Source organism: Herbaspirillum sp. CF444 (genome assembly GCF_000282135.1).
Taxonomy (GTDB): domain Bacteria; phylum Pseudomonadota; class Gammaproteobacteria; order Burkholderiales; family Burkholderiaceae_D; genus Herbaspirillum.
On sequence record NZ_AKJW01000062.1, the window covers coordinates 42951 to 69697 of the forward strand.

23 protein-coding genes, 1 other RNA gene and 1 pseudogene are annotated in these 26747 nt (G+C 61.0%); 14 read left to right on the forward strand and 11 right to left on the reverse strand.

The features are described from left to right. Positions 1 to 24: 24 nt before the first annotated feature. The 3 genes from PMI16_RS14205 to PMI16_RS14215 form a co-directional block, all read right to left on the reverse strand. Positions 25 to 3237: an efflux RND transporter permease subunit gene (locus PMI16_RS14205; RefSeq protein WP_007880623.1), complete on the reverse strand. Its 3213-nt coding sequence runs from the start codon at positions 3235 to 3237 to the stop codon at positions 25 to 27. Between the two features lie 85 nt (positions 3238 to 3322). Beyond that, positions 3323 to 4528 (reverse strand): efflux RND transporter periplasmic adaptor subunit, encoded by a 1206-nt coding sequence (locus PMI16_RS14210; RefSeq protein WP_007880624.1) that lies wholly within the window; start codon positions 4526 to 4528, stop codon positions 3323 to 3325. 11 nt (positions 4529 to 4539) lie between these two features. Further along, positions 4540 to 5397, reverse strand: a complete 858-nt coding sequence (locus PMI16_RS14215) for an alpha/beta hydrolase (protein ID WP_034380597.1) — start codon at positions 5395 to 5397, stop codon at positions 4540 to 4542. 354 nt (positions 5398 to 5751) lie between these two features. Here PMI16_RS14215 and PMI16_RS14220 point away from each other — a divergent pair, with 354 nt between their 5' ends. The 3 genes from PMI16_RS14220 (at position 5752) to PMI16_RS14230 (ending at position 9662) form a co-directional block, all read left to right on the forward strand. Continuing rightward, positions 5752 to 6771 carry a LysR family transcriptional regulator gene (locus PMI16_RS14220; RefSeq protein WP_007880630.1) on the forward strand — a complete coding sequence of 340 codons (1020 nt, stop codon included), beginning with the start codon at positions 5752 to 5754 and terminating at the stop codon, positions 6769 to 6771. A gap of 786 nt (positions 6772 to 7557) precedes the next feature. After that, complete coding sequence (locus PMI16_RS14225) at positions 7558 to 8562, forward strand: AraC family transcriptional regulator (RefSeq protein WP_007880632.1); 1005 nt, start codon at positions 7558 to 7560, stop codon at positions 8560 to 8562. Between the two features lie 92 nt (positions 8563 to 8654). Next, complete coding sequence (locus PMI16_RS14230; protein WP_007880633.1) at positions 8655 to 9662, forward strand: aldo/keto reductase; 1008 nt, start codon at positions 8655 to 8657, stop codon at positions 9660 to 9662. Positions 9663 to 9677: 15 nt separating this feature from the next. Here the strand turns inward: PMI16_RS14230 and PMI16_RS14235 are convergent, their stop codons facing one another. The 4 genes from PMI16_RS14235 to PMI16_RS14250 all read right to left on the reverse strand — a co-directional run bounded on the left by PMI16_RS14235 (position 9678) and on the right by PMI16_RS14250 (position 14074). Beyond that, positions 9678 to 10352, reverse strand: coding sequence for a hypothetical protein (locus tag PMI16_RS14235; RefSeq protein WP_007880634.1), 675 nt, complete (start codon positions 10350 to 10352; stop codon positions 9678 to 9680). A gap of 273 nt (positions 10353 to 10625) precedes the next feature. Further along, positions 10626 to 11381 (reverse strand): HpcH/HpaI aldolase family protein, encoded by a 756-nt coding sequence (locus tag PMI16_RS14240; protein ID WP_007880636.1) that lies wholly within the window; start codon positions 11379 to 11381, stop codon positions 10626 to 10628. 90 nt (positions 11382 to 11471) lie between these two features. Continuing rightward, positions 11472 to 12749: a D-amino acid dehydrogenase gene (locus tag PMI16_RS14245; RefSeq protein WP_007880637.1), complete on the reverse strand. Its 1278-nt coding sequence runs from the start codon at positions 12747 to 12749 to the stop codon at positions 11472 to 11474. Positions 12750 to 12880: 131 nt separating this feature from the next. Beyond that, entirely contained in the window at positions 12881 to 14074 is a 1194-nt protein-coding gene (locus PMI16_RS14250) for a branched-chain amino acid ABC transporter substrate-binding protein (protein WP_237719867.1), read from the reverse strand. A 202-nt stretch (positions 14075 to 14276) separates the two neighbouring features. On the opposite strand from PMI16_RS14250, the gene rnpB reads away from it, so the two are divergent. Together rnpB and PMI16_RS14255 are read left to right on the forward strand one after the other, a co-directional pair. Continuing rightward, positions 14277 to 14609, forward strand: an RNA gene (rnpB, locus tag PMI16_RS25035) — RNase P RNA component class A. A gap of 83 nt (positions 14610 to 14692) precedes the next feature. Continuing rightward, positions 14693 to 15850 (forward strand): enoyl-CoA hydratase/isomerase family protein, encoded by a 1158-nt coding sequence (locus PMI16_RS14255; protein ID WP_007880639.1) that lies wholly within the window; start codon positions 14693 to 14695, stop codon positions 15848 to 15850. A 6-nt stretch (positions 15851 to 15856) separates the two neighbouring features. Here PMI16_RS14255 and PMI16_RS14260 read toward each other — a convergent pair whose 3' ends face one another. Next, entirely contained in the window at positions 15857 to 16441 is a 585-nt protein-coding gene (locus PMI16_RS14260; protein WP_007880642.1) for a TetR/AcrR family transcriptional regulator, read from the reverse strand. Positions 16442 to 16460: 19 nt separating this feature from the next. After that, the gene (locus PMI16_RS14265) at positions 16461 to 16934 is read right to left on the reverse strand and encodes a nuclear transport factor 2 family protein (RefSeq protein WP_007880644.1); all 474 of its coding nucleotides are present in this window, start codon (positions 16932 to 16934) and stop codon (positions 16461 to 16463) included. A gap of 574 nt (positions 16935 to 17508) precedes the next feature. Between PMI16_RS14265 and PMI16_RS14270 the strand changes: the two genes are divergently transcribed. From PMI16_RS14270 to PMI16_RS14290, 5 genes are all read left to right on the forward strand, one after another. Further along, positions 17509 to 18339, forward strand: coding sequence for an NAD-dependent epimerase/dehydratase family protein (locus tag PMI16_RS14270; protein ID WP_007880646.1), 831 nt, complete (start codon positions 17509 to 17511; stop codon positions 18337 to 18339). Positions 18340 to 18351: 12 nt separating this feature from the next. Continuing rightward, complete coding sequence (locus tag PMI16_RS14275) at positions 18352 to 19230, forward strand: SMP-30/gluconolactonase/LRE family protein (RefSeq protein ID WP_007880654.1); 879 nt, start codon at positions 18352 to 18354, stop codon at positions 19228 to 19230. Between the two features lie 118 nt (positions 19231 to 19348). Then, complete coding sequence (locus PMI16_RS14280) at positions 19349 to 20380, forward strand: TRAP transporter substrate-binding protein (protein ID WP_007880656.1); 1032 nt, start codon at positions 19349 to 19351, stop codon at positions 20378 to 20380. Between the two features lie 28 nt (positions 20381 to 20408). Next, a complete protein-coding gene (locus tag PMI16_RS14285) occupies positions 20409 to 22313 on the forward strand; it encodes a TRAP transporter large permease (protein ID WP_007880657.1) in 1905 nt (634 codons plus the stop codon). An 82-nt stretch (positions 22314 to 22395) separates the two neighbouring features. Continuing rightward, positions 22396 to 23163 carry a 2-keto-4-pentenoate hydratase gene (locus PMI16_RS14290; RefSeq protein ID WP_007880658.1) on the forward strand — a complete coding sequence of 256 codons (768 nt, stop codon included), beginning with the start codon at positions 22396 to 22398 and terminating at the stop codon, positions 23161 to 23163. Positions 23164 to 23425: 262 nt separating this feature from the next. On the opposite strand, the gene PMI16_RS14295 is transcribed toward PMI16_RS14290, so the two are convergent. Together PMI16_RS14295 and PMI16_RS25930 are read right to left on the reverse strand one after the other, a co-directional pair. Continuing rightward, the gene (locus PMI16_RS14295) at positions 23426 to 23752 is read right to left on the reverse strand and encodes an HU family DNA-binding protein (RefSeq protein WP_221197012.1); all 327 of its coding nucleotides are present in this window, start codon (positions 23750 to 23752) and stop codon (positions 23426 to 23428) included. A 70-nt stretch (positions 23753 to 23822) separates the two neighbouring features. Continuing rightward, positions 23823 to 24158: a hypothetical protein gene (locus PMI16_RS25930; RefSeq protein ID WP_157212641.1), complete on the reverse strand. Its 336-nt coding sequence runs from the start codon at positions 24156 to 24158 to the stop codon at positions 23823 to 23825. Positions 24159 to 24410: 252 nt separating this feature from the next. On the opposite strand from PMI16_RS25930, the gene mraZ reads away from it, so the two are divergent. The 4 genes and pseudogenes from mraZ to PMI16_RS14315 form a co-directional block, all read left to right on the forward strand. Next, positions 24411 to 24839, forward strand: a complete 429-nt coding sequence (gene mraZ, locus PMI16_RS14300) for a division/cell wall cluster transcriptional repressor MraZ (protein WP_007880660.1) — start codon at positions 24411 to 24413, stop codon at positions 24837 to 24839. Positions 24840 to 24851: 12 nt separating this feature from the next. After that, a complete protein-coding gene (gene rsmH, locus PMI16_RS14305) occupies positions 24852 to 25820 on the forward strand; it encodes a 16S rRNA (cytosine(1402)-N(4))-methyltransferase RsmH (protein ID WP_007880661.1) in 969 nt (322 codons plus the stop codon). Next, positions 25817 to 26101, forward strand: a complete 285-nt coding sequence (gene ftsL, locus PMI16_RS14310) for a cell division protein FtsL (protein WP_007880662.1) — start codon at positions 25817 to 25819, stop codon at positions 26099 to 26101. Before rsmH ends, ftsL begins: the two co-directional genes overlap by 4 nt. Then, positions 26098 to 26747: pseudogene (locus tag PMI16_RS14315) on the forward strand (penicillin-binding protein 2); the annotation flags it as partial. The gene ftsL and the pseudogene PMI16_RS14315, both read left to right, overlap by 4 nt.

A 26747-nucleotide genomic window follows, 5' to 3' on the forward strand; every position in this document is an offset into this window, starting at 1 on the left:
TTTTCCTTTGCTCATTGGCCGCGATTAACGACCATCGTGCGAATCGGCAGCCGGGACATGCGTACCGGCAGTCATCGGCGCTTCATGCTTGTGTGCGGTCTGCAGTTTCTTGCCGCCGCTGATGCTACGCAGCAGCACATAGAACACCGGCGTCAGGAACAGGCCGAACAGCGTCACGCCCAGCATGCCGAAGAACACCGCGATGCCCATCGCATGGCGCATTTCCGAACCGGCGCCCGACGACGTCACCAGCGGCACCACGCCCATGATGAACGCGATCGAGGTCATCAGGATCGGACGCAGACGCAGGCGGCTGGCGTCGATCGCGGCACGGATCACGGTGCTGCCTTGCAGTTCCAGTTCGCGGGCGAATTCCACGATCAGGATCGCGTTCTTCGCCGACAGACCCACCAGCACCATCAGACCGATTTGCGTGAAGATGTTGTTGTCGCCCTTGGTCAGCCAGACGCCGGTCAACGCCGCCAGGATGCTCATCGGCACGATCAGGATCACGGCCAGCGGCAGGGTCAGGCTTTCATACAGCGCCGCCAGCACCAGGAACACCAGCAGTACGCTGATCGGGAACACCCACACGCCGGCATTGCCTGCAAGGATCTTCTGATAGGTCAGGTCCGTCCATTCGAAGCGCACGCCGCGTGGCAGGGTTGCTGCAGCAACGCGTTCAGCCGCTTTCTCTGCCTGATCCGACGAATAGCCGGGAGCCGGGCCGCCGTTGATGTCGGCTGCGGTGAAGCCGTTGTAGCGCACCACCATTTCAGGGCCGAAAGTCTGCTTGACCTTGACTACCGAAGACAGCGGCACCATGTCGCCGGCGGCATTGCGGGTCTTGAGCTGGCCGATGTCGTCGGCCTTGGCGCGGAATGGCGCATCAGCCTGGGCACGCACCTGATACACGCGGCCGAAACGGTTGAAGTCATTGACGTACAGCGAACCCAGGTAGATCTGCATGGTGTTGAACACATCGGTCACGGGAATGCCGAGCTGCTTGGCTTTCACGCGGTCGAGGTCGACGTCCAGTTGCGGCACGTTGATCTGGTAGCTGGAGAACATCGGACCCAGTGCCGGTTCCTTGGCAGCGGCCTTCATGAAGGCTTGCGCCGCGGCGTCGAGTTCAGCGTAACCGACCGCGCCGTGGTCTTCGATCTGCATCTTGAAGCCGCCCAGCGTACCCAGACCCATCACCGGCGGCGGTGGGAACACGGCCGTGAAGGCTTCCTTGATGCCGCCGAATTTCTTGTTCAGCGACATGGCGATGGCGGTGCCCGACAGTTCCTTGCTCTTGCGTTCTTCGAAGGGTTTCAGGCCGACGAACACGATACCGGCGGAGGAGCTGTTGGTGAAGCCGTTGATCGACAAACCAGGGAAGGCAATCGCGCTGTCGACACCCGGTTCCTTCAGCATGATGTCGCTCATCTTGCGCATCACGTCTTCGCTGCGGTCGATCGAGGCGCCGTTAGGCAATTGCGCGAAGGCCACCAGGTATTGCTTGTCCTGGCCCGGCACGAAGCCGCCCGGCACGATGTAGGCGATGCCCACGGTGGCCGCCAGCAGCAGGGCGTACACGCCCATGGCCGAAGCCTTGCGCGAGATCACGCCGGTCACGCCTTTGCTGTAACCCTCGGAAGCGCGGTTGAAGAAGCGATTGAAGCGCACGAAGAAACCACCGAGGAAGCGGTCCATCTGACGCGTCAGCCAGTCCGGCTTGGCGCCGTGGCCCTTGAGCAGCATCGCAGCCAAGGCAGGCGACAGGGTCAGCGAGTTGAATGCCGAGATCACGGTCGAGATCGCAATCGTCATCGCAAACTGCTTGTAGAACTGACCGGTCAAACCTGTCATGAAGGCCAGCGGAACGAACACCGCCACCAGCGTCAGCGCAATCGCAATGATCGGGCCGGACACTTCCTGCATGGCGCGATAGGTTGCTTCACGCGGACTCAGCCCTGCGCCGATATTCCGCTCGACGTTCTCCACGACCACAATGGCATCGTCGACCACAATCCCGATGGCGAGCACCATGCCGAACAGCGACAGGGCGTTGATGGAGTAACCGAAGCCCAGCATCAGCGAGAAGGTACCGACGATCGACACCGGCACGGCCAGCAGCGGGATGATCGAGGCGCGCCAGGTTTGCAGGAAGATGATCACCACGATCACGACCAGCGCAATCGCTTCGAGCAGGGTATGGACAACCGCTTCGATACTGGCGCGCACGAACTGGGTCGGGTCATAGACGATCTTGTATTCCACCGACGACGGGAAGTCTTTCGACAGGTCCTTCATCGCGGCGCGCACTTGCGTCGACACGTCCAGCGCATTGGCGCCAGGCGCCTGGAAGATCGGGATCGCCACCGCGGGCTTGTTGTCCAGCAGCGAGCGCAGGCCGTATTCGGACGCGGCCAGCTCGACGCGGGCGACGTCGCCCAGCTTGGTGATGGCGCCGTCAGGCGCGCTCTTGAGGATGATTTCGCGGAACTCTTCTTCGCTCTTCAGACGACCCTGGGCGTTGACGGACAATTGCACCGGCACGTCGGGCGAGCTGGGCGAAGCGCCGATGACGCCGGCGGCAACCTGCACGTTTTGTTCGCGGATCGACTTGATGACGTCGCTGGCGGTCAGGCCGCGTTGCGAGACCTTGTTCGGATCGAGCCAGACGCGCATGGAGTAGTTGCCCGAACCGAACAGGCCGACTTCGCCGACGCCCTGGATACGCGCCAGGCGGTCCTTCACGTTCAGCACGGCGTAGTTGCGCAGGTAGGTCGTGTCGTAGCGGTTGTCCGGCGAGATCAGGTGGACCACCATGGTCAGCGTCGGCGAGCTCTTGATGGTCGTCACGCCCAGGCGTTGCACGTCTTCAGGCAGGCGCGGCAAGGCTTGGGCAACGCGGTTCTGCACCAGTTGCTGGGCCTTGTCGGGATCGACGCCGAGACGGAAGTTGACCGTGATGGTCAGGTTGCCGTCGCTGTTGGCTTGCGACTGCATGTACAGCATGTTTTCCACGCCGTTGATCTGCTCTTCCAGCGGCGACGCCACTGTTTCGGCGATGACCTTCGGGTTGGCGCCCGGATACTGCGCGCGCACCACGACCGATGGCGGCACCACTTCCGGATATTCGGAAATGGGCAGCTGGAACATGGCCAGCACCCCGGCCAGCAGCAGCAGTATCGAGAGCACGCCCGCGAAAATCGGGCGGTCGATAAAGAATTTTGAAATGTTCATGGGAATTCCCCGTTAATAATCTTTTGAAGCGGATCTTTTGAACCGGATCTTTTAAGCTCAGTATTAAATTTCTGATGAGCCAGTCTTAAGCTTTCTTGTCAGCCTTGGCGCCGGCAACCTTGACCATCGGCACCACGTTCGGTGCGACGGTGTCGCCCGGACGGACGCGTTGCAGGCCGTTGACGACGATGCGTTCACCCGACTTCAGGCCGTTTTCGATGACGCGCAGACCGTCCTGGTTGGCGCCGACGCGGACTTCACGGTAAGTAGCGTGGTTGTCCTTGTCGAGCACCAGCACGAAACGTTTGTCCTGGTCGGTGCCGAGCGCTTTTTCATCGATCAGCAGTGCTTCGCGCGGTGCGCCGCCGCCGAGGCGGATGCGGGCGTACAGGCCCGGCAGCAACTGGCCGTCGGCGTTGTCGAACACGGCGCGCACGCGGATGGTGCCGGAAGAAGTGTCGATACGGTTGTCGATCGAACCGACCTTGCCTTCGCGCGAGTAAGCGTCTTCATTGGCCAGGCCCAGGAACACCGGTACTTGCGTACCCTTGGCGCGCGCCGGATTGACGTATTTCAGGAAGCTTTGCTCATCCACGTCGAACGATGCGTAGATCTTCGACATCGACACCAGTGTCGACAGCGCCGGTGTGCTGGAGCCGACCGAAACGATGTTGCCGACGGTGACTTCGGCGCGCGACATGCGGCCCGAGACAGGCGCGGTGATCTGCGTGTATTCCAGGTTCAGCTTGGCCGAACGCAGGGCGGCTTGCGCAGCTTGCACGTTGGCGGCGGCTTCGCGGGAAGCATTTTGCTTTTCTTCGTAGTCGCGTTTGGCGATGGCGTTGTCGCCCAGCAGGCGTTGACCGCGCGCCACATCCGAGGCGGTGTAGGCGGCACGGGCTTCGGCGCCGGCCAGTTGCGCTTGCGCGCGGGCGACTTCAGCGGCGTAAGGACGCGGGTCGATGGTAAACAGCACATCGCCCTTCTTGACCATCGCGCCATCCTTGAAGTGCACGGCGGTCAGGGTACCGGACACCAGCGGACGGATCTCGACGCGGTCGACTGCTTCGAGACGGCCGGAGTATTGCTGCCAGTCGGTGATCTGTTTGCTGACGACTTCGGCGACGTCGACGCTGGCGGCTTGCGGCGCTTGCTGTGCAACGGCGGTGGAGTCGACGCCGATGGCCGACAGCGTGCCGGCGACGGCGATGGCGATGACGGTCAGTACGGCCGCAGTGGCCAGATAGCGGTTGCGGAAGGTTGGGGTTGGGTTTTGGATATCGTTAGACATGGTGGACCTCATTAGGAAGGTTGGAAAGCAAGGTTTGTGGGGCCTGTACCGGTCACGTTGAAGCGACGGCGCAGGAATTCGACGATTTCTTTGAGCAGGGGAATATGGGTGCGCAGCGCGCCGTGGGTCAGGCCGGCGAAGCGCGCGACTTGCGTGTGCACGCCGGCGCGGATCAGCGAGGACGCATATTTTTCCGCTTCGGTATGCAGCACGTCGCACTCGGCCGTGGCGATGAAGGCCGGCGGCAGTCCCGCCAGGCGGCTGGCTTCCAGCGGCGCGGCGTAGGGATGCAGGCGTTGCATGGTCTGCGGCAGGTACTGGCGGTAGCCGGCGGCGCATTTCTCTGCGGTGATATCCGAATTCAGGCGCTTGGCGTCGCCCAGCAAGGTCATGCTGGGATCGAGCATCGGGCTGATCAGCACTTGCGCGGCAAACGGCGCGGCGCAACGGTCGCGCGTGATCATGGTCAGGCTGGCGGCCAGGTTGCCGCCGGCGTCGTCGCCCGCGACCGCGATGCGGCTGGTGTCGATGTGCAGGTCGGCGGCATTCTTCACGGCCCAGCAGCAGGCGGCGTAGGCGTCTTCCGGCGCGGCCGGGAAGGGCTTGGCCGGCGCCAGCGCGTAATCGACCGACAACACCACGGCATGGCTGTGCTGCGAAATGTATTGCGCCTGCAGGTCGGCATCGTCGAGCCCGCCCGAGACGAAACCGCCGCCATGGAAATACAAAACCAACGGCAGCAGCGGACCGGAGGTGTTCTTCAGCTTCTTCTCGCCGCTCGCCAGCGGGTGATACAGGCGCACAGGGATGCGTCCGATCGGGCCGGGGACGGTGAAATTGCTGACGGCGGATTCTTGTAAAACTTCCATGATGGGGTGGCTGGCGCAAAAGCCAGGTTCGCTAGATTGAAGCGGATTGTGCGCCACAGCACGGGGGCCGATAAAGCAGGCAAAATCAACAACACTGTTCGCCATGCCCGAACAATAGGCGTAAAATGACTGAATTAGTTTGGCGAGAATCGTGGGCGAGCCAATGCTGCTGCGGTTTTCGGGGTTTTTTTGATTAGCCGGAGAAGGCATGAAAAAGCCCGCCAATGGCAGAAAAAGATGGCAAATTGGCAGTAAAAAAGGCAGTTTTGGCGCTGTTGCAAAACAATCGCCGACATGGATTTGTGCAAATTTGGCGACATGCTTGAGATATGCATCGTTGCCCGGGAGAATCGAATGGACAGATTTCAGGCAATGCAGGTCTTTACGGCCGTGGTCGACGCCAACAGCTTTACGCGCGCGGCCGACAACCTCAATTTGCCGCGCACCACGGTGACGACGATCGTGCAGGGACTGGAGAGTTTGCTGCAGGTGCGTCTGCTCAATCGCACCACGCGCCGCATCAGTCTCACGCCCGACGGCGCTGCATATTACGAGCGCTGCGTGCGCATCCTGGCCGAGGTCGACGAGACCGAAGCATCGTTCCGCAACGTCACGCGCGGTCCGCAAGGACGCCTGCGCATCGACGTGCCGGCCTCGATCGGCCGTCTGCTGTTGCTGCCCAATCTGTGCGACTTCTATACCAAATACCCGGACATCGAACTGGTCATGGGCATGAGCGACCGGCCGGTCGACATGGTGCAGGAGGCGGTCGACTGCGTGATCCGCGTCGGCGACTTGCAGGATTCGAGCATGGTGGCGCGTCGCATCGGCACCTTCCAGGCCGTGACCTGCGGTTCGCCGACCTATTTCGAGCGCCACGGCATGCCGCACACCATCGAGGATCTGCAGAATCACAAGTCGGTGCATTACTTCTCCAGCCGCACCGGCCGCACCATCGACTGGGACTTCATGGTCGACGGTTCCGCCCACGAAGTGAAGATGGCCGGCAAGCTGTCGGTCAATGACGGCGATGCTTACGTGGCGTGCGCGTTGCAGGGTTTCGGCCTGGTGCAGGCGCCGTTGTACATGATTCAGCCTTACCTCGAAGACGGTCGCCTGGTCGAAGTCCTGTCGCAGTGGAAGCCGGTTCCCATGCCGATTTCCGTGGTCTATCTGCACAACCGCCACTTGTCGCCCAAGGTGCGCGCCTTCGTCGACTGGGTCGCCGAGCTGTTCGCCACCTGCCCGCTGCAAAAAGGCTGCCAGATGGGCATGGCCGACGAGGCCAAGGAATGCCATTTCACGTCTCGGCCGGAGAGCAATACCATCCGCGCCGTGATCGAACAGCACAACATCGCCGAGAGCGTGTTCTAAAGCGCCTGCCCGGTCTCTCGTTTTTCCATGCAGCGGCCCGCCTGATGTCGAGATCAGGGGCGTCGCTGTTTTTGCGTGGGCGATCGCTTGCATGTGCGTGGTCCTTGTTGTCTGTCGGCCGGCAGCATCGATAGCTCCGCAGGCTGCAATGTGAAAGAAGGCAGCGTGTCCTCCCGCCGGAAAGGGCGAAAAGCGTCTGGTCGATGGTGTCTGGAAAGTTGGTGAAGAGCCGAAGCAGCAGCGCGAATACTCGCACCGGTCATCGGCGGTCCTGTGAAGCACTGTCTTGCATGGTCGAACCTGAAACGGCGCGATGGACAGTTTGAATCGTGTGTTTTGGCGTGAAGAGATTATGCGCGCAGCGCAGCAATTTTCGTTTGCTGAAAGCTGTCGAATATTTGCCTGATTCTCCAATGTATTGGTGAATCAGGCAGTTTTTGCCGATTTCGGGTCGGTTTTTGCTTGCGTTGACTGATCTGATTGTCGATGCGATCGGCAAAAGCACCCGCATTTCCGAAATACGAGCAGGCTGGGAGATGCGCGCTGTATGTCAGGCGGAATAAGGCATCGTGGCTTGTACTTTCGGGCGGCGTAAAAATGCAAAGCATGTGCGCTCATGTTGCAGTTTGACTGCGGGCGGGAGGGAAATCCGGATTCCGGATCAGGTTCGGATACCTGATTCTCCTGATTATTTGCCTATTTCTCCAACTTGAGGCGATGGAGATTCAGGCAAGTCCGCAATCTGGAGTAAGCTGACCGTTTCCCTCTCCCATCCGAAATCACGCCATGGATCTGAACGACGCCTCTACCGACCTGGACTATGCCTCCGGCGCGCCTGCGCCGCTGTCTTCCGCGACCGTCACGCCGGATGGCGAAGCCGATGAACGGTTGCGCGCTGCACAGCGCGAGCTGGTGACGCTGATTTCGCGCTTGACCGAAGGCGTCGAAGGTTCGCTGGAAACCGGCATCGAAGGCTTCTTCCTGCATCGCATCACCAATCCGCAGGGGCCCAAGCATGCGGTGCAAAAGCCGGTGTTCGCCGTGATCGCGCAGGGCGCCAAGCGCCTGTTCGTCGGCGACGACGTCTATGACTACGATCCGATGCACTATCTGGTGTCGTCGGTGGATTTGCCGATGGTGGGCAAGGTGACCATCAGCAGTCCCGAGACGCCTTATCTGGGTTTGCGCATCGATCTCGACACCAAGGAAATCGGCTCGCTGATCGGCGACGAGCATCTGCCGCAGGGCATTCCGTCGGACGCTTCGCGCGGGCTGTTCGTCAACCGTCTCGACGCCACGCTGCTGGATGCGGTGCTGCGCTTGTTGCGCCTGCTGGATACGCCGCGCGATATTCCCATCCTGGCGCCCATGGTCAAACGCGAGATCCTGTACCGCCTGCTGATGAACGGACAGGGCGCGTTGCTGCGCCAGACCGTACTGCAGGACAGCCAGATGAACCGCATCGCCAAGGCCATCCGGATGATGAAGGAGAGCTTCGCACAGCCGCTGCGCGTGGACGACATCGCGCGCGACGTGCACATGAGCGTGTCGTCGCTGCATCATCATTTCAAGGTGGTGACGGCGATGAGTCCGCTGCAATACCAGAAAAACTTGCGCCTGCAGGAGGCGCGTCGCCTGATTCTCGCCGACGACGTCAGCGTGGCGCTTGCTTCGCAGGCGGTGGGTTACGAGAGCCCCTCGCAGTTCAGCCGCGAATACAGCCGCATGTTCGGTTCGCCGCCATTGCGCGACAAACGCCGCTGGCTGGAAGAAGAAGCGCCGATTCTTTAATCCGGGCTGTTTCGGCAAGAATCGGGGCAAGGCGCTAGAATCGTCTTCCTCGCTTCCCCCGACCTTCATCTCATCCTTACCGGAGACGCACCATGCAATATCGACGCCTTGGAAAAAACAACCTGAAAGTTTCGGCCTTGTGCCTCGGGACCATGATGTTCGGCGACCAGACCGCGATCGACGAAGCGCGCAACATCGTCGCCTCGGCGCGCGAGCATGGCGTCAACTTCATCGATACCGCCGACGTCTACAGCAAGGGCAAGTCGGAAGAGATGGTCGGCCAGCTGTTGCAAGGGCAGCGCGGCGACTGGGTGCTGGCGAGCAAACTCGGCAACCCCATGAGCAGCACGCCGAACCAGTCGCACTACTCGCGCCACTGGATCGTCACCGAGACCGACAACATCCTGCGCCGTCTCGACACCGATTACCTCGACGTGCTGTACATGCACCGCGACTATCACGAAGAAAATCTGGAAGAAGCGATCCAGGCGCTGGGCGACCTGATCCGCGCGGGCAAGATCCGCGGCTTTGGGGTGTCCAACTTCCGCGGCTGGCGCATCGCCGAGATCGCGCGCCTGTGCGAGAAGAACAATGTGCCGCTGCCGCTGGTGTGCCAGCCGTATTACAACTTGCTCAACCGCATGCCGGAAGTGGAAATCCTGCCGGCCTGCGCCAACTACGGCCTTGGCGTCGTGCCATACAGCCCGATCGCGCGCGGCGTGCTGACCGGCAAATACAAGCCGGGCCAGAAGCCGGACGAGAACACGCGTGCCGGCCGCGGCGACAAGCGCATCATGGAAACGGAATTCCGTGAAGAGTCGCTGGTCATCGCCGAGCGCTTGCAAGAACATTGCGCGGCGCGCGGCGTCAAGCTGGGCCAGTTTGCGACGGCATGGGTGTTGGCCAATTCCGCGATCAGCAGCGTGATCGCCGGACCGCGCACGCTGGCGCAGATGGAAGATTATTACGATGCGGTGGAGTTGCAGATTTCCGCCGAAGAAGAGGCGATGATCGATGCGCTGGTGACGCCGGGGCATTCGTCGACGCCGGGTTACAACGATCCGAGTTATCCCTTCTTCGGCCGCGTTCCCCTCAAGTAATCCAAGTAACAGGCCCTAGCTGGAGGTCGCGGGGGCCGCATTTTTCTTCGGGTGGTTGATGGTGTCTTCCCGGTGTTGTTGCTGCTCCTGTTCGGCGCGCCGTTCTTCGTTCCGGCACAGGTTGAGCATCATGAAATGGCTTTGCGGGCCGGGGTCGCGTCTGAGCGTGCAGGATGGCGCCGGCTGCACGATCCTGGCGATGGTCAGCTGCATGCGCGCTGCACCGTCCGGTAACGCCACATCGTTGTCGTCGCGCTTGCGTGCCAGCGTGCGGCCGGTTTCATCGACGCTGGTCCGGTCGCTGGAAATGACGTCGATGCTGACGCGTTTGACAAGGCGCGTCGCGCAGCCGTTGTCGATGTGCATGTCGTCGATGTCGACATGGAGTTGTTCGGTCTTGCGTATGCGTTGCCCGTCCTGGGTGAGATAAGTGACGCGGTTGCTGACTTCGGGGAATTCCCTGGTCGGAAGATGCAGTTGCGCCGCTTCGCGGGCGCAGGCGCGATAGAGTTGTTCGGCGGCGCGCAAGGCGCCGCCCTGCGGCAGCGTGTCCCAGCTGCCGGCCTCTTGCGGCGTTGCCGCCAGCGTGTTTTCGCGAGGCGCGGAATCCTTGAGGCAGGCGCTCAGCAACAGCGTTGCCGCCAGCAGAGTTGCGATGGCGGGAGAGAGTCGGTGCGTCGGAAGCGTCATGATGTTCCCCTGTTATGTCCCTTGTCCAACGAGGCGCCGGCTCAAGTGAGCTGAGCCGGCCGTCGAAGTTTCCGGAGGGGATTATGCGATTTCCCGCGTGAGGCTTGAATAGGATTTTTCTTAAAATCGATCTTTCGTCAGACAATTACAATAATTGTCACGGCTGTTTTTCGAGGATGTGAATTTGTCATCGAACAATGACGATATTCGACTTTTCTCCTACGCAGGAGGAGCGTGAGCGCCGTCGCTTAACCGATAACTTATTCCGATGACTTATCCGCGCAGGATGTCCAGGCGGCGCATGGTTTCGGCGCGCAGCAATTGGGCGTCGGTACCGGGCACGAGCATGTCGACGCCGCAGGCCTTCATGCGCTCGGCCATGTCGACCGAGCCGCAGAAGATGCCGACATATTTGCCGCGTGCATGCGCCATGTCGATCAGATGCCGGAAGGCTTGGTCGACCTGGTCGTCGTTCCAGGCATCGGGCGCCAGGCCCATGTCGATGGCGAGGTCGCTGGGGCCGATGAAGATGCCGTCGAGGTCCGGCACCGAGAGAATCTCTTCCGCCGCCGCCAGTCCCTGGCGCGTCTCGATCATGGCCAGCGTGAGGATGGTGCGGTTGGCGTGTTCGAAATAATCCTTGCCGCCGTACAGCACGCCGCGCGCCGGACCGTAGCTGCGGCCGCCGCGCGGCGAGTAGTGACAGGCGCGCACGAATTTCTCGGCGTCTTCCTTGCTGTTGACGAGCGGGCAGATCACGCCGTAAGCGCCGGCGTCGAGCAGTTTGTTGATTTCGCCGAGGCTGTTTTCGGAGCAGCGCACCAGCGGCACGGCCGGGGTTGCGGAAATCGCCTGCAGCATGGGCACGGCGGTTTCGACTGAAAACAGGCCGTGCTGCAAGTCGATCGTCACCGCGTCGTAGCCGCAATCGGCGATCAGTTCCGCCAGAAAAGAATTGCCGATGGACGCCCAGCCGTTCAGGGCCAGTTTCTTTTGCGCGAATAGCGTGCGCAGATGGTTTTCCCGCATTCCGGTCTCCTCAAGTTTCTTTAGTTGTCGTCGGGATATGGTATGCGGAATCCGGCGATCACGCAGATCGCCGGTAATGTCGCAGAGGAATCAGCGACCGTAGCGGAACGGCGCATCGTCGATCGCGGCCTTGCGTCCGCCGATCTGCGCCGCCAGCAGCGCCGCGCTGCCGCAGGCGAGTGTCCAGCCGAGTGCGCCCTGGCCGATGTTCAGATACAGGTTTTTCACCGGCGAGGCGCCGATGACCGGTACGCCGCTGGGCGTGGCCGGGCGGAATCCCGCCCAGGGCGACAATTGCGAAGCCTTCTGGTTGAGGATACTGCCGGGGAAGAGTTCGTTGGTACCGTCGATCAGTTCGTTGATGGCGCGATCGGGGATGCGCGTGTCCATGCCGACCAGTTCAACGCGGCCGGCCACGCGCAGGCGATTGCCGAGACGCGCGTAGACGATTTTTTTCGAGATGTCGGTGATGGAGACTTGCGGCGCGGCCGACTGCGTGAAGCTGTCTTCCAGCGGCACCGTGATGCTGTATCCCTTGAGCGGGTACAGCGGCAGGCTGAAGCCGGCCTGCCGCGCGAAGGCGGCGCTGTCGGCGCCCAGCGCCAGCACGAAGGCATCGGCGTCGATCGCTTGCCCATCCGTTTGCACCGACGCGATGGTGCCGTCTTTCATGTTCACTTGCGTGACGGCGGTGGATGGCATGAAGCGGAAGCCGGCCTTGCCGCGCATCGCCGTCACCAGTCCCTGGCAAAACTGCGCGCAGTCGCCGGTGGCTTCGCTGGGCGTATAGACGCCGCCGGCCCAGTGTCGGCCGTTTCGACTGGCGTTGCCGAGCGCCGGTTCGATCTCGAGGCAGCGCGCGGCGTCGATGACTTCCTGCCGGCAGCCGTATTGAGACTGGAAGGCGACTTGCTTGCGCGCCGACGCCAGGCCGGCCGGATCGGTATACATCACCAGCTTGCCGGCGGTGCGGTGGCTGAAGTCGAACGGCGCGGCCTGGTGCAGCCGGGTCAATTCATCGCGGCTGTAAAACGCCAGTTGCAGCAACTCGATGGTGGTGCGCTTGACGCGTGCGGAATTGCAGGCGCCGAGAAATTTGATCAGCCAGCGCCATTGCGCCGGATCCAGTTTGGGTTTCAGGGTCAGCGGCGAGTCGGCGCTGAACAGGTAATGCGGCCAGTGCGTCCACACCGACGGGTCGGCCAGCGGCGCGACATAGGAGTAGCTCAACTGGGCGCCGTTGCCCATGCTGGTGCCGGCGCCGGCCTCGGGGCGCGCGTCCAGCAAGGTCACATCATGGCCGTCTTGCAGCAGGCGATAAGCCGATGTGACGCCGATGATGCCGGCGCCTAATACGCAGATATGCATTGCCTTTTCCTGTGATGCGGGGATGTTGCCGATTCGGAATGTCGACTATACGCAATTCCGGTTTACCTGTCGCATGCCAAATCGGCATGGTGGATGCGCCGCGCGCGGCGAACGACAAATCGCTTATTTGCTTACTTGCTGCCGAAGCTTTGTATCGGCATCCATTTGCCGTCCTGCACCCGATAGATGGTGTAGGCCGGGTTGGCGAGATTGCCTTCGGCGTCGAATGAAATGGTGCCGGTCAGGCCCTTGTATTTCATGTTGTGCAGGGCGTTGGCGATGCGTGCAGGTTCCAGCGAATTGGCCTGCTGCGCGGCGGCCGCGATCATGTGTGCGGCATCATAGGCGAACGGTGCGAAAAACTCGATCCGGTCGCCATAGGCGGCGTTGAATTTTTCCTTGAACTTTTTCCAGCCGTTCATTTTTTCCTGCGCCTGGCCGGGCGCCAGTCCAAGTGCGCCGTTGCCGTCCGCGCCCGTCAGTTGGAGAAACGTCGGACCGACGATGCCGTCCGCCGCCAGCAGTTCGGCATGGACGTTCATCCGTTTGATGCCGAGCATCAGCGCGGCGGCTTGCGGCCCCAGTCCGCCGAAAAATATCAGGTCGGCATTCTTGCTTTTGCATTCGGCGAGCGCGGCATTGAAATCGGAAGTTTTGCTGCTGATCGATTGCCGGGTCACGATTTCTCCTCCCTTTTCCTGCACGCCCCGGATGAATTGCGTCGCCAGCATGGTGCCGAACGCGGTGTCGTCGTGTACCACCGCGATGCGTCCGGCTTTGAGGTTCTGGAGCGCATAGGCGCTTGCGTAGCGGCTGCCGTCGTCGTCGTGGCCGACGATGCGGAAGCTGGTCGCGTAGCCGTTCTGCGTATATTGCCGTCCGGTCGATCCCGGCGCGATCTGGGCGATGCCGGCGGCGTTGTAGATAGTGGCGGCGCGCATGCTGGCGCCGGTGTTCCAATGACCGATGACCGCGGCGACTTCCGACTTGACCAGATAGGCGGCGACCAGCGCGGCGGTGCCCGGATCGCCGCGATCGTCTTGCGGCAGCAGTTTGAATACCACCGGTTTGCCGCCGATGGACGTGCCGTGCGCATTGACTTCCGCCAGCGCCAGTTCGGCGGCATGCATCTGGCTTTGCCCCATGCGCGCCGAGCTGCCGGAAAGCGGTCCGGCAAAACCGATTTGCACGATCTGCGCGGAGGCATTCGGCGCCGCTTGCAGCGGCAATGGCAGCAGCATTGTCAGGCAGATCACCAGGGCTGCCCGAGGTATGCCGGTGCGGCGGTGTTGTGTGAAGGGCGAAGGAAAACGAAGCGTTGTCATTGTCTGATGCCCCTTGATCAGGAAAGGAAGTCGGCGCATGTTCCGCATCCGGTCATGCTGGCCAATTATCGACAATAAGATGCCACCCCTGAAGCGAAAATGTTGGATATTCATGAACTATTTGCTCTGTCGTTGCTTTCCGGATTCGTGCTGCACTGCACGCCTCGCCGGTCCGGCAGGCGGCTGAGGTACAATGACGGCCGAAGCAAGCCAGACAGCCGCTGGTCATCGTGTCATGCGATGGCGGGAGGAAGGTCCGGACTCCATAGAGCAGGGTGACGGTTAACGGCCGTCCGCCGAAAGCCGGCGCAAGCCGGTATAAGGCGAGGAACAGGGCCACAGAGACGAGCGTATTAAGTTACGGTGAAACGCGGTAACCTCCACCCGGAGCAATCTCAAATAGGCACGCGTTGATGTTGCTCGCGGAGCGTGCGGGTAGAGAGCTTGAGCGCCGGAGCAATCCGGCGCCTAGAGGAATGGCTGTCATAACGGGCAACCGTCGTAACAGAATCCGGCCTATCGGCTTGCTTCAATTAAATTATATAAATCGATCTCCCGGCTCACGAGGCCGGCGAGGTCGCACAAGACGATTTCAGATCAGAGACACTCAGGATTCCCATGAGCCAACCGGTTTTGTTTGAAGAACTGGCCACGCAGAATGGCCGCCGCATCGGCGTCGCCACGCTGGCTTCCGAAAAGACCTTGAACGCGCTGTCGCTCGACATGGTGCATCTGCTGACGCCGCAGCTGCGCCGGTGGGCCAAGGATCCCGACATCGCCATGGTGCTGCTGCAAGCGCAAGGGGAGAAAGCGTTTTGCGCCGGCGGCGACCTGCAGCAACTGTATCGCACCATGCGCGAGCATCATGCCTCGCCCGCACGCGACGACATTCGCGGCAATCGCTACGCGGCGGAATTCTTCGAACACGAATACCGGCTCGATTACGAGATCCACACCTATCCGAAACCCATCCTGTGCTGGGGACACGGCATCGTCATGGGCGGCGGCATCGGCCTGATGGCCGGTTGCAGCCACCGCGTGGTCACCGAGCGTTCGCGCCTGGCCATGCCGGAAATCACCATCGGCCTGTACCCCGACGTCGGCGGCAGCTGGTTCCTGAGCCGCGTGCCGGGCAAGCTCGGCGCCTTCCTGGCATTGACCGGCGCGCTGATGAATGCCGAAGACGCCAAGTTCACCAAACTGGCGGACTACCGCATCGCCCATGCCGACAAGCAAAAAGTCATTGATGCCCTGCAATTGCAGAATTGGGGAGAGGGCGGGGGAGACAACGACAACAAGGCGCTGCTCGGCCGCGTGCTGCAACAGGCTGAACGCGACGTCGCCGACGACGTGACGTTTGCACCCTCGGCGCTGCGCGACAATTTCGACCTGATCAACTTATTGTGCAGCGGCCAGACCGTACCGGATATCGTCGACGCCATCCTCGCGCTCAAGAGCGACAATCCGTGGCTGCAAAAGGCGATCGCGACGCTGGGCGCCGGTGCGCCAGGTTCGGCGGCGTTGTCGCTGGCATTGCAGGAGCGCGTTCGCCACATGTCGCTGGCAGAAGTTTTCCGCCTGGAATTCGTGGTGACGCTGCATTGCGCGACGCGTCCCGATTTTGTCGAAGGCATCCGTGCGCTGATCATCGAAAAAGATCAGAAGCCGCAATGGAATCCGGCGCACTTGGTGGATGCGACGCCGGCGTGGGTGGAAGGTTTCTTCGCCGATCCGTGGCCGGCGGCGGAACATCCGCTGGCCGATCTCGGTAGATGATTTCAGTTATCCGCTGGTCGCTTGCAAGCGCTGCTGCAAGCGATCCAGCGTGCGCACAAAGACCTCGGGATCATCGATGGCGCGCGCCAATACCAGCGCGCCCTGAATGGCTGCCAGTATTTCCTCGGTCCAGCCGGCGGCCTCTTCCGCATCGCGGCCGCTGCGCAGCAAGGCGCCGTTGAGCGCCACGGCCCAGTCCACAAAATAACCCTTCACCTTGTCGGCAAAGCGGTCGCGCACGTTGACCAGTGCAAACACGCCGACCAGGCAGACCTTGCGGCCCGACAGGAAATAACGCTTCACTTCGCGGAACATGTGACCGATGCCGGCCATGGCATCTGCGCCGTCGCCGCTCTCGCGCAAGGGAATGAATATCTCGCGCTGGAACCAGCTGTCGATATGACTCAGCACGGCGTTCGCCATCTCGTCCTTGCCGCCCGGGAACACGTAATACAGACTGCCTTTGCCCAGCCCGGTGCCTTCGGTGATGCGCGCCAGGCTGGCGCCTTCGTAACCATGGGCGCGGAAGATTTCGGCCAGCACCGGAATCAGTTCGTCGCGTTGCGAACTCGGTTTTGCCGCGTCGGTCATTGTGAATGCATCGCTTTCATCACAGTCCCAGATCGCTCAGGCTGGGGTGATCTGCCGGGCGCGGGGCCGACTGGTCCCAGTGGAACTTGCGCTCGCTTTCCTTGATCGGCAGGTCGTTGATCGAGGCATGGCGCACGCGCATCAGGCCGTTCTCGTCGAACTCCCAGTTTTCATTGCCGTACGAGCGAAACCAGTTGCCCGAATCGTCGTGCCATTCATAGGCGAAGCGCACTGCGATGCGGTTGCCTTCGAACGCCCACAATTCCTTGATCAGGCGGTATTGTTGTTCGCGCACCCATTTTTTCGCGAGGAAGGCGACGATGGCCGCGCGGCCTTGCACGAAGTCGGCGCGATTGCGCCAGCGGCTGTCTTCGGTATAGGCCAGCGAGACTTTTTCGGCGTTGCGGGTATTCCAGCCGTCTTCGGCGGCGCGGACTTTCTGGATCGCGGTTTCACGCGTGAACGGCGGAAGCGGAGGGCGGGTTGTCGTCATGGGGCACCTGTCATTAGGGAGGTTGGACTGCGGCGAAAGATGTTTTGTACCGATCGGTAAACAAAGTCTAGTGCGGCTCAAAACCGGACGCAAGCCGAATCGGCATATCGGCACGCCATACCCAACTGTGCTTCGTCCGGTTGCGATGAACTGTGCACTCCAGTTCGGTGTGTACAGGCTGTACCGTTAAAAATTGTTATCAGTCATCAGATGACATAAAGGCAAGTCATGCTTTTTGCAAATGTTAGCGGGAAGGGGCTTTCGGGACGACTAGTGCCCTCTGAAAAGAGGCTGCAGACATGAAAAAATAGCTTTCCAAATCTCCTTGCGTTCAAAAATTTCATGTTGTACGATGACTGTCAATTAAAAATAACGATATATCCGGAGACACTCCATGACCGTTTTTGCGCTATCCGCAGTTCCCTGTACCTGATGGTGCTGCGCGCCGCAGCGAGGGTGCGCTGAAGTGTTGTTGTTCCTTCTGTGCTGAGCGCACGATGGCGTTGCCCGGGATTGGTCCCGACAGAGGCCGTCTGCTCAGCGTCGGCAGTCCAACCAACGATGATGCATAGCCATGAGCAATTCGCACGATCATCAGGCCGCTTCCAAGCCTTTTCAACGACTGCTGCTGACCGGCGCCGCCGGCAATCTCGGCCAGGTGCTGCGCGAGCGCCTGAAACCCTGGACCGAGGTCGTGCGCCTGTCCGATATCGGCGATCTAGGACAGGCTGGGATAGGCGAAGAAATCATCAGCTGCGACCTGGCCGACAAGGCGGCGGTGTACGACATGCTGGAAGGCGTCGACGCCGTGCTGCATTTCGGCGGCCGTTCGCTGGAGGCGCCGTTCGAGCAACTGATGCACGCCAACATCCAGGGCACCTACAACGTATATGAAGGCGTGCACAAGCGCGGCATCCGTCGCGTGGTCTATGCCAGTTCCAGTCACGCGGTCGGCTACTACCCGACCACCGAGCGCATCGACGCCGACAGTCCGTTGCGGCCCGACGGTTTGTACGGACTGACCAAATGCTTCGGTGAATCGCTGTCGCGCTACTACTTCGATCGTTTCGGCGTGGAGACGGTGTGCCTGCGCATCGGCTCCTGCTTTCCCGAACCGCGCAACGCCCGCATGCTGGCGACTTACCTGAGCTACGACGATTTCGTCGAACTGGTGCGCTGTGCGTTGTTGACGTCGCGCGTCGGCCACAGCATCGTCTACGGCGTTTCAGACAATCGCATCAACTGGTGGGACAACAGCAAGGCCGGTCATCTCGGCTTCGTGGCGCGCGACTCCGCCGATCCGTTTTCCGAACGTTTTCCTTTCGGCGGCGCCTGGCCGGCGGCCGACGACGCCGGCAACTTCCAGGGCGGGCCGTTCATCCTGGCCGGTCCGCAATACGAATAGACGATATCCACCATGCAAGCTCTTCCCCTCAACGATCATCGTTACGACGTCGGCGAAAGTCCGTTCTGGCACGCCGCGCAATCGGCCTGGTACTGGGTCGACATTGCGCGCAAGCTGATTTGCCGCCAGACCGCCGAGGGCGTTTACAAGCAATGGCAACTGCCGGAAATGGTGGCGTGCATTGCGCCCGATGGCGCCGGCGGAATGATTGCCGGCATGCATACCGGCATCTTCGGCGTGACGCTGGAGGACGACGGAAACGTGCTGCTCGACAAGCTCGCGCAGCCGAGCGGCCTGCAAGCCGACCAGCGCTTCAACGACGGCCGCTGTGATCGCCAGGGGCGTTTCTGGAGCGGCGTCATGTGCCTCGACATGTCGCTGGCGCGCGCGGATGGCAAGCTCTACCGTTATGACGCGGCGGGTTTGTCGGCGCCGGTGGTCGATGGCCTGATCGTGCAGAACGGCCTGGCATGGTCGCCCGACGGCAAGACCATGTACTTGTCCGATTCGCATCCGGCTAGCCGCCTCATCTGGGCATTCGACTACGACATCGCCAGCGGTACGCCATCGCGCCGCCGCGTGTTCGCCGATCTCAATCGGCATCGCGGCCGTCCCGACGGCGCGGCGATGGACGTCGACGGTTGTTATTGGTCTTGTGCCAATGATGCCGGTTGTCTGCTGCGTTTCACGCCGGATGGCAGGCTCGACCGAACCATTGAATTGCCGGCGAAAAAGCCGTCCATGTGCGCCTTCGGCGGCGACGACCTGAAGACCATGATCGTCACCAGCATCAGCCTCGGCGCACCGCAAGGCGACGCCGGCGCGGGCCTGGTCTGGACGCTGAACCCCGGTGTTGCCGGCATGCCGGAAACACCATTTGTGAAAAATTGAAAGATAAGCGAAGCACCAGATATTGCCCGGCACGGCAGCGCGTAGTTCGGACAAGCCAGGACAGGCATCAGACGTAAGTAGTGACAAAGCAGCACCACATAAAACTACAGGAGACATGATGAACACCACCAACGCATCCAAACGACAATTCCTGAAAGCCGGCCTGGCCATCGGCGCGGCCGCATCGACGGGTTTGTCGGGCAATCTCGCCTTCGCACAGGACAAACCGCTGGTCACGCTGCGCATGTCGTCGACCTTGCCGCTCGACGCCAATTCGGCACACTACGTCTGGTACAGCCGCTTCGCGCAAAATCTCAAAACTGCCGTCGGCAACAAGATCGTCGTCAACTACTTTCCCAGCGACCAGCTCGGCAAGGAATCCGATGTCGTCAACCAGGTGCGCATCGGCAGCGTCGACATGATGATTTCCGGTTCCTCGATCTGGTCGACCACCGTGCCGGAAATCGGCGTGCTCGACATGGGCTATCTGTTCGCCAATCTCGACCATTCCGGCCGCGCTCTGGACGGCAAGGCCGGCGCCATCCTGAGCAAGCTGATGGTCGACCGCATCGGCGTACAGGTGCTGGGCTGGGCGTATTCGCTGGGCGCGCGCAATGTGTTTACCAAGAATCCGGTGCGCAGCGTGGCCGAGCTCAAGGGCACCAAGATTCGCGTGCTGCCGGTGAAGAATTTCGTCAGCACCTTGCGCTACATGGGTGCGGTGCCGACGCCGATTCCTTTCGGTGAAATCTATACCTCGCTGCAAACCGGCGTGGTCGACGGTTTCGAGCACGATGCGCCGACCGCGCTGGCGGGCAAGTTCTTCGAAGTCGCGAAATATTGCGCGTTGACTCAGCACATCTACAACCCGCAGACGCCGGTGATCGGCAAGCGTTCCTTCGCCAAGATTCCTGCCGATCTGCAAAAAGCCTTCCTCGACGCTGCCACCGAAGCGACGCTGTATCAGCGCCAGCGCGCCGCCGACATGGAGCGCGACGCCTTTGAAAAACTCAAGGGACTCGGCCTGACCGTGTCGACCGTCGATCGCGAAGCGCTGCGCAAGGACGTGGCGCCGCTGTGGGGCGAGTTCACCACCCAGTATCCGGCGGTCAAGCCGGTGGTCGACGAGATCGTCGCCGCGCGCGGATGATGCCGTGCTGCCGCCAAAGGAAACCATGATGAAGACGATGACTGCGCCGCTGGCGCCGGGCGAAGAGACTGAAAACGCGATCCACTCGCTGCATGCTTCGCCCAACGACGCGGTGGACTACCCGCGCCTGCAACGCGTGCTGGAGCTGACCTCGGCGGCGGTGCTGGCGGTGGACGTGCTGGTGGTGTTCTTCTCCGTGATCTGGCGTTACGCCTTGCACGATCCGCTGGAATGGTCGGAGGAAGTGGCGCGCGCGCTGATGATCACGCTGGTGTTCTTCGGCGCGGCCAGCGTGCTCGGTCGCAGCCGCCACGTCGGCATCGACAGCCTGCGCGGGATTTTCCCGAAATCATGGTTGCCTTATATCCTGCGGCTGTGCGACTGGGTGATCGCCTTCGTCGCCATGTCGCTGGCCTATACGACCTGGCTGCTGCTGGAAATCTCCAGCGACCAGACCACGCCCTCGGGTTTGCCGCAGACGATCTTCGTCTTGCCGGTGCTGATCGGCAGCCTGCTGTTGTCGGTGTTCGCCATGACGCATGCGCTGAAGAAGTTCGGCCGTCACGCGCTGGTGTCTGGCTTGCTCGGCCTGGCGGTAGTCGGCGGCGTGCTGGCCTTGCAGAATTTCTGGCCCGATCATGCGCTGCGACCGATGCATGTCTTGCTGTTCGGCTTCCTGTTTTGTTTGGTGGCAGGCGTGCCGATCGCGTTTTCGCTGACCTTCGGCGCGCTGATGTTCTTCCTGCTGGAGCCGTCCTTGTCGGTCATGGTGTTCGCCCAGCAAGTCGCGGCGGGTACCGATCACTTCGTCATGCTGGCGGTGCCGTTCTTCATCCTGGCCGGCATGGTCATGGAATGCAACGGCATGTCGTCGCGCCTGATCGAGCTGCTGCTGCGCATGTTCGGTCGTCTGCGCGGCGGTCTGAACCTGATCATGGTGACGGCGATGGCGTTTTTCTCGGGCGTGTCGGGTTCCAAGCTGGCCGACGTCGCCGCCGTGGGCGGCATCCTGATGCCGGCGGTGCGCCAGACCAGACAGAATCCGAACGAGGCGGCCGGTTTGCTGGCGGCGTCGGCCATCATGGCGGAAACCATCCCGCCTTGCATCAACATGATCATCCTCGGCTTCGTCGCCAATCTGTCGATCGGCGGGCTGTTCCTGGCCGGGATCCTGCCGGCGCTGGCGATGGCGATCGCCTTGTGCATCCTGGCGTATTACACCGGCCGCAAGGTCGACGTCAGCGTCGTGTTCATCCAGCCGCGCCCGATGGGCAAGCTGATCGGCGGCGCGCTGGTGGGGCTGATCATGATCGTGATGATCGGCAAGGGCGTGGCTTCCGGCGTGGCGACGTCGACGGAAATTTCTTCTTTTGCCGTGGTCTACGCCATCGTGGTCGGCTGGCTGGCCTTCCGCGAACTCAACCGCAAGGTGCTGGTCAAGCTGTTCGTCGATGCCGCGTCGATGTCGGGCATGGTGCTCTTCATCGTGGCCGCCGCCAGCAGCGTGGCGTATGCCTTGACCGTGGAGCAGATCCCGCATGCGCTGGCGGAACTGATGGTGAGCCTGGCGCACGATTACGGCCGTTGGATGTTCATCCTGATTTCGGTGCTGGCGCTGATCCTGTTCGGCGCAGTACTGGAGGGCGCGCCGGCGCTGATCATTTTCGGCCCCTTGTTGACGCCGATCGCGGTGCAGCTTGGTTACAATTCTCTGCACTTCGCCATCATCCTGGTGATTTCGATGGGCATCGGCTTGTTCTCGCCGCCGTTCGGACTGGGGATGTACGCGACCTGCGCGATCGCGCAGGTGCGCCTGCAGGATGTGGTGAAGCCGTATCTGAAATATCTGGCGATGCTGCTGGTCACGCTGATCGTGATCATCGTCTGGCCGGATCTGAGTTTGTGGTTGCCGCGGCGCTTCGGATTTTCTTGAGATCCCGACGCTGAGGAAATTTTTTAACCGGCGCAGGCTGCTTTCCATGCAGCGGTGCCTCTTCAAGAAGTAAAGTACGACAATGGACAAACAAAAAATCAAGGCGGCCGCCGATCTGTTGCTGGCGGCGCGCAATCGTGAAATCACGTTGGCGCGGCTGCCGGACGAATATATTCCGGCCGACGCCGCCGAAGCCTATGCGGTGCAGGATGCCGTTTCCCGGTCGCTGGGCGAGGTCGGTGGCTGGAAGGTCGGCGCCAAGGCGCCGGGCGCCCAGCCGAGTTGCGCGCCGATGCCGGCACAATTCATCTTCGCCGCGCCCTATCATTTCTTCGACTTGTTGACGGCTGGTTCGCGCGGCATTGAAGTCGAGATCGCGCTGCGCATGAAGAGCGATTTGCCGGCCCGCGCCACGCCTTACACCGAAGAAGAAGTGCTGGCGGCAGTCGGCACGGTGCATCCGGCGATCGAGCTGGTGTCCTCGCGCTATACCGAATATCCGGCGGCCAATCCATTGGCAGGATTGGCCGATGCGCTGAGCAATTGCGCTTTCATTTACGGTCCGGGGCGCAGCGACCTTGGCCAGATCGATCAGAGCATCCAGCACGCGGAGCTGTATTTCAACGGTTTGGAGGTCGCCAAGACCGTCGGCGGCAACCCCGTGGTCGACATCTGGCCGCTGGTGACCTGGCTGGCCAATCACGTGGGAGAGCGCTGCGGCGGTCTGAAAGCGGGGCAGTTCGTGACTACCGGGTCGTGTACGGGTTTGCTGTTTGCGGAGAAGGGGAGCAGCGTCAACGCCTTGTTGCAGAACATCGGCAAGGTCGATATTTCGTTCGCGCAGGCCTGATCAACAAATCTGAGTCCGAATAAAGCTGCGGTAAACATGACTTGTTTGCTGCGGCGTACGTGCGTTCGGAGCATGGCGAAATCGCGAATGAAGGACAAATGAGCGCGTCAGGCAATGCGGGAATCGTGCGGAATGCTACGGGAAGACGGGGGAAGCGGGGTGATGCAGGATAAAGCCGGAGAGGGTGTGCCGCCGCATGAATGCGGCAGCAGCGGTATTTGAATGCCGTGAACTCCTGGTTCACAGCATTCAAATCGAACCATTATTTCTTCTTCTTGTTCACTGCTTCTTTGAACGACTTGCCAGCGGAGAACTTCACTGTAGTTGCAGCAGCGATTTTGATTTCTTCGCCAGTTTGTGGGTTACGGCCGGTACGAGCAGCGCGCTTGCCTGTGGAGAAAGAACCGAAGCCAACCAGTTGCACTGTGTCGCCCTTGGTAACTGCCTTGATGATATTTTCAACAACGGAGTCCAGAGCACGTTGTGCAGCAGCCTTCGAGATTTCTGTATCAGCAGCGATTGCGTCGACCAATTCGGATTTGTTCACTTTAAAATTCCTTTCACTGTTAAGGTGCCGAGATTTTAGCATTGGAATGCGCCTACTCCGCAAGCCCCATCTGATGTTTAATTGAATTGTCATGATCTATTTCGCCGGAATTTCATCGAATTGAAAAAATCCGGATGCCGGCGGAGAGTTTCGCGCATCGTTTTCTGTGTTCGCTGATGGAATTTTCGACGCGCCCGGATTTTTCTGCGCGCCGTTTTTTCAGGCATACTTCGGTTGCCGGTAAATTGTCGGGCGACATTGCCGGCTGCGTTTTGATCTTTGGTTTGATGTTGCGTCGTATGTCGGTCCAGGTTGGTGCTTTTGATGGTCTGCAGAATCTCTTCTCAAGTCGGTCGGCGGTTTTCCTGATCACCCGACCCGTCTCTCCTCCAGAAACCACGCGGAATTCGAGATAAACACATGTGTATATCTCAAGTGGAACATTCAATACGTTTCCTAAGTCATTCATTTTCGAGGAAAAAGCGCTTTTAGATGCTTTTTAACTATGTGCGCTAAGTCTTTGACTTTATTAAAAAAATCCCTGTTTCCACCCCGGAATATCGCTTGACCTGTATTAGTGCATCCTCTAAAGTGGGCGATAGTGTGAAAAAGTGTTTTTTTGTGGGGTATTTTCGGATTCCCGATATCAAAACACCGAATTCAAGCATGCCAACGTCGACAGGAAAAAAGGTCAAACACAGTGTTTCAGGGCGCGTCATCAATCAATCTCGATGCCAAAGGACGGATGTCTATTCCGGCCAGGCACCGTGACGCCCTGGCGGTTCAGTGCGAAGGACGGGTCACCTTGACGCGCCATCCGCACGGCTGCCTGCTGTTTTTCCCGCGCCCGACCTGGGAAAGCCATCGCGAGCAGATCGCCGCGTGGCCGATGTCGGCGCGCGCCTGGCAGCGTATTTTCCTCGGCAATGCGTGCGACGTGGAGCTCGACTCCGCCGGCCGCATCCTGATCGCGCCGGAGTTGCGCGCGGCGGTCGGCCTGGAGCGCGACGTCATGTTGCTGGGCATGGGCAGCCATTTTGAAATCTGGGATGCCGCCAAGCTGGCCGAGAACGAATCGGAAGCCGTGGCCGCGGGCATGCCGGATGTGTTGAGCAATTTTTCTTTCTGACGGCACGACGCGATGACTTTGCAATCGGTGCCCGATTTGCAGCACCGTACGGTGCTGTTGGATGAAGCGGTGGATGCCCTGGTAATAGAAGGCGACCGCGCTGACGGTGTCTATCTGGACGGCACCTTCGGTCGCGGCGGGCATAGCCGCAAGATTTTGGAGCGCCTCAGTGCGCGTGGACGCCTGATTGCGTTCGACAAGGATCCGCTGGCGATCGCCACGGCGCAGACCATTGCTGATCCGCGTTTCGCCATTGTGCATGACAGCTTTGCGACGCTGGATCAGGCACTGGCGGTGCACGGCCATGGTGCGATGCGCGTCGACGGCGTGTTGATGGATTTGGGCATTTCTTCGCCGCAGGTGGACGACGCGGCGCGAGGATTCAGTTTTCGGTTCGATGGCCCGCTGGACATGCGCATGGATACCACGCGCGGCGTGTCGGCAGCGGAGTGGCTGGCAACGGCGGACGAACAGACGATAGCAAAGGTGATACGAGATTATGGGGAAGAACGGTTTGCTCTTCAGATTGCAAAGACGATTGTTGCTCGCCGGGCAGTCGAGCCAATTTCAACCACACGACAGCTTGCCGCGCTCGTGGCACAAGCCGTCAAAACCCGCGAGAAAGGCAAAGACCCGGCCACTCGTACATTTCAGGCTATACGGATTTTCATCAATCAAGAGCTTGAAGAACTCGAAATAGGACTGGAAAAAGCATTTCGGCAGATGGCGCAGTATGGGAGATTGGTTGTGATCAGCTTTCACTCGTTGGAAGATCGCATCGTCAAGCAGTTCATGGCATCCAAAGCCCATGTGCCGCAGCCGGACCGCCGCCTGCCGATTCGTGCGGTCGACCTGCCGCAACCCCTCGCCAGATTGCATTCCCGCGTCAAACCGAGCGACGCCGAAATCGCCGCCAACCCGCGCGCCCGTTCCGCCGTGATGCGTTCGCTCGAACGCACCGTCGCTGAGGACGCATCATGACCGGCCGCCTGAGCTTTCTCGTGACCGCCGTGCTGGTGCTGTGCGCGCTGTCGCTGGTCAATGCGCAATACCAGGCGCGCCGCCTGTTCATCGAACTGGAGCGCGCCCAGTCCGCCGCGCGCCAGCTCGACATCGACTGGGCGCAACTGCAGCTGGATCAATCCACGCTGGGCAAGAATTCCCGCATTGAAGCATTGGCGCGGCGCGACCTCAACATGGTTTCGCTGACGCCGGAACGCACCCAGTACCTGACGGTGGGGAACAAGGTGGACAGCAAATGACGCGCATGCCGCCACGCACCAACGTCGCGGGAGGCCGCGTTGCCGCCTCGCGCGGCGTCGCGTTCTCGGCCAGCCCGGTGTTGCAGGTCGCGATGCCGGCCTGGCGTTCGCGCGTGGTGTTGTTCGTGCTGTTCATGGCTTTCTTCGCACTGGCGGCGCGCGCGCTGTGGCTGCAGGGGATGTCCACCGATTTCCTGCAAAAACAGGGCGCGTCGCGCTACGCGCGTACGCTGGAACTGCCGGCCACGCGCGGCAAGATCACCGACCGCAACGGCCAGGTGCTGGCGTCGTCGGTGCCGGTCAAGGCGATCTGGGCGATTCCCGACGACGTCCAGGAAGCACCGAAGGACAAGTTGCGCGACCTGGCCAAGCTGCTCGACATGAGCGACGCCGAACTGCGCAAGAAGCTCGATTCCGACCGCAACTTCGTTTATCTGAAACGCCAGGTCGAGCAGGACACCGCCGACAAGATCGTCAAGCTCGGCATCGCCGGCATCGAGACGCGCAAGGAATACAAGCGCTTCTATCCCGAAGGTGAAGTCATGGCCCACGTCGTGGGCTTTACCAATGTGGAAGACGCCGGCCAGGACGGCATGGAACTCGGCTCGCAGAAGACGTTGGCCGGCGTCACCGGCAGCCGCCGCGT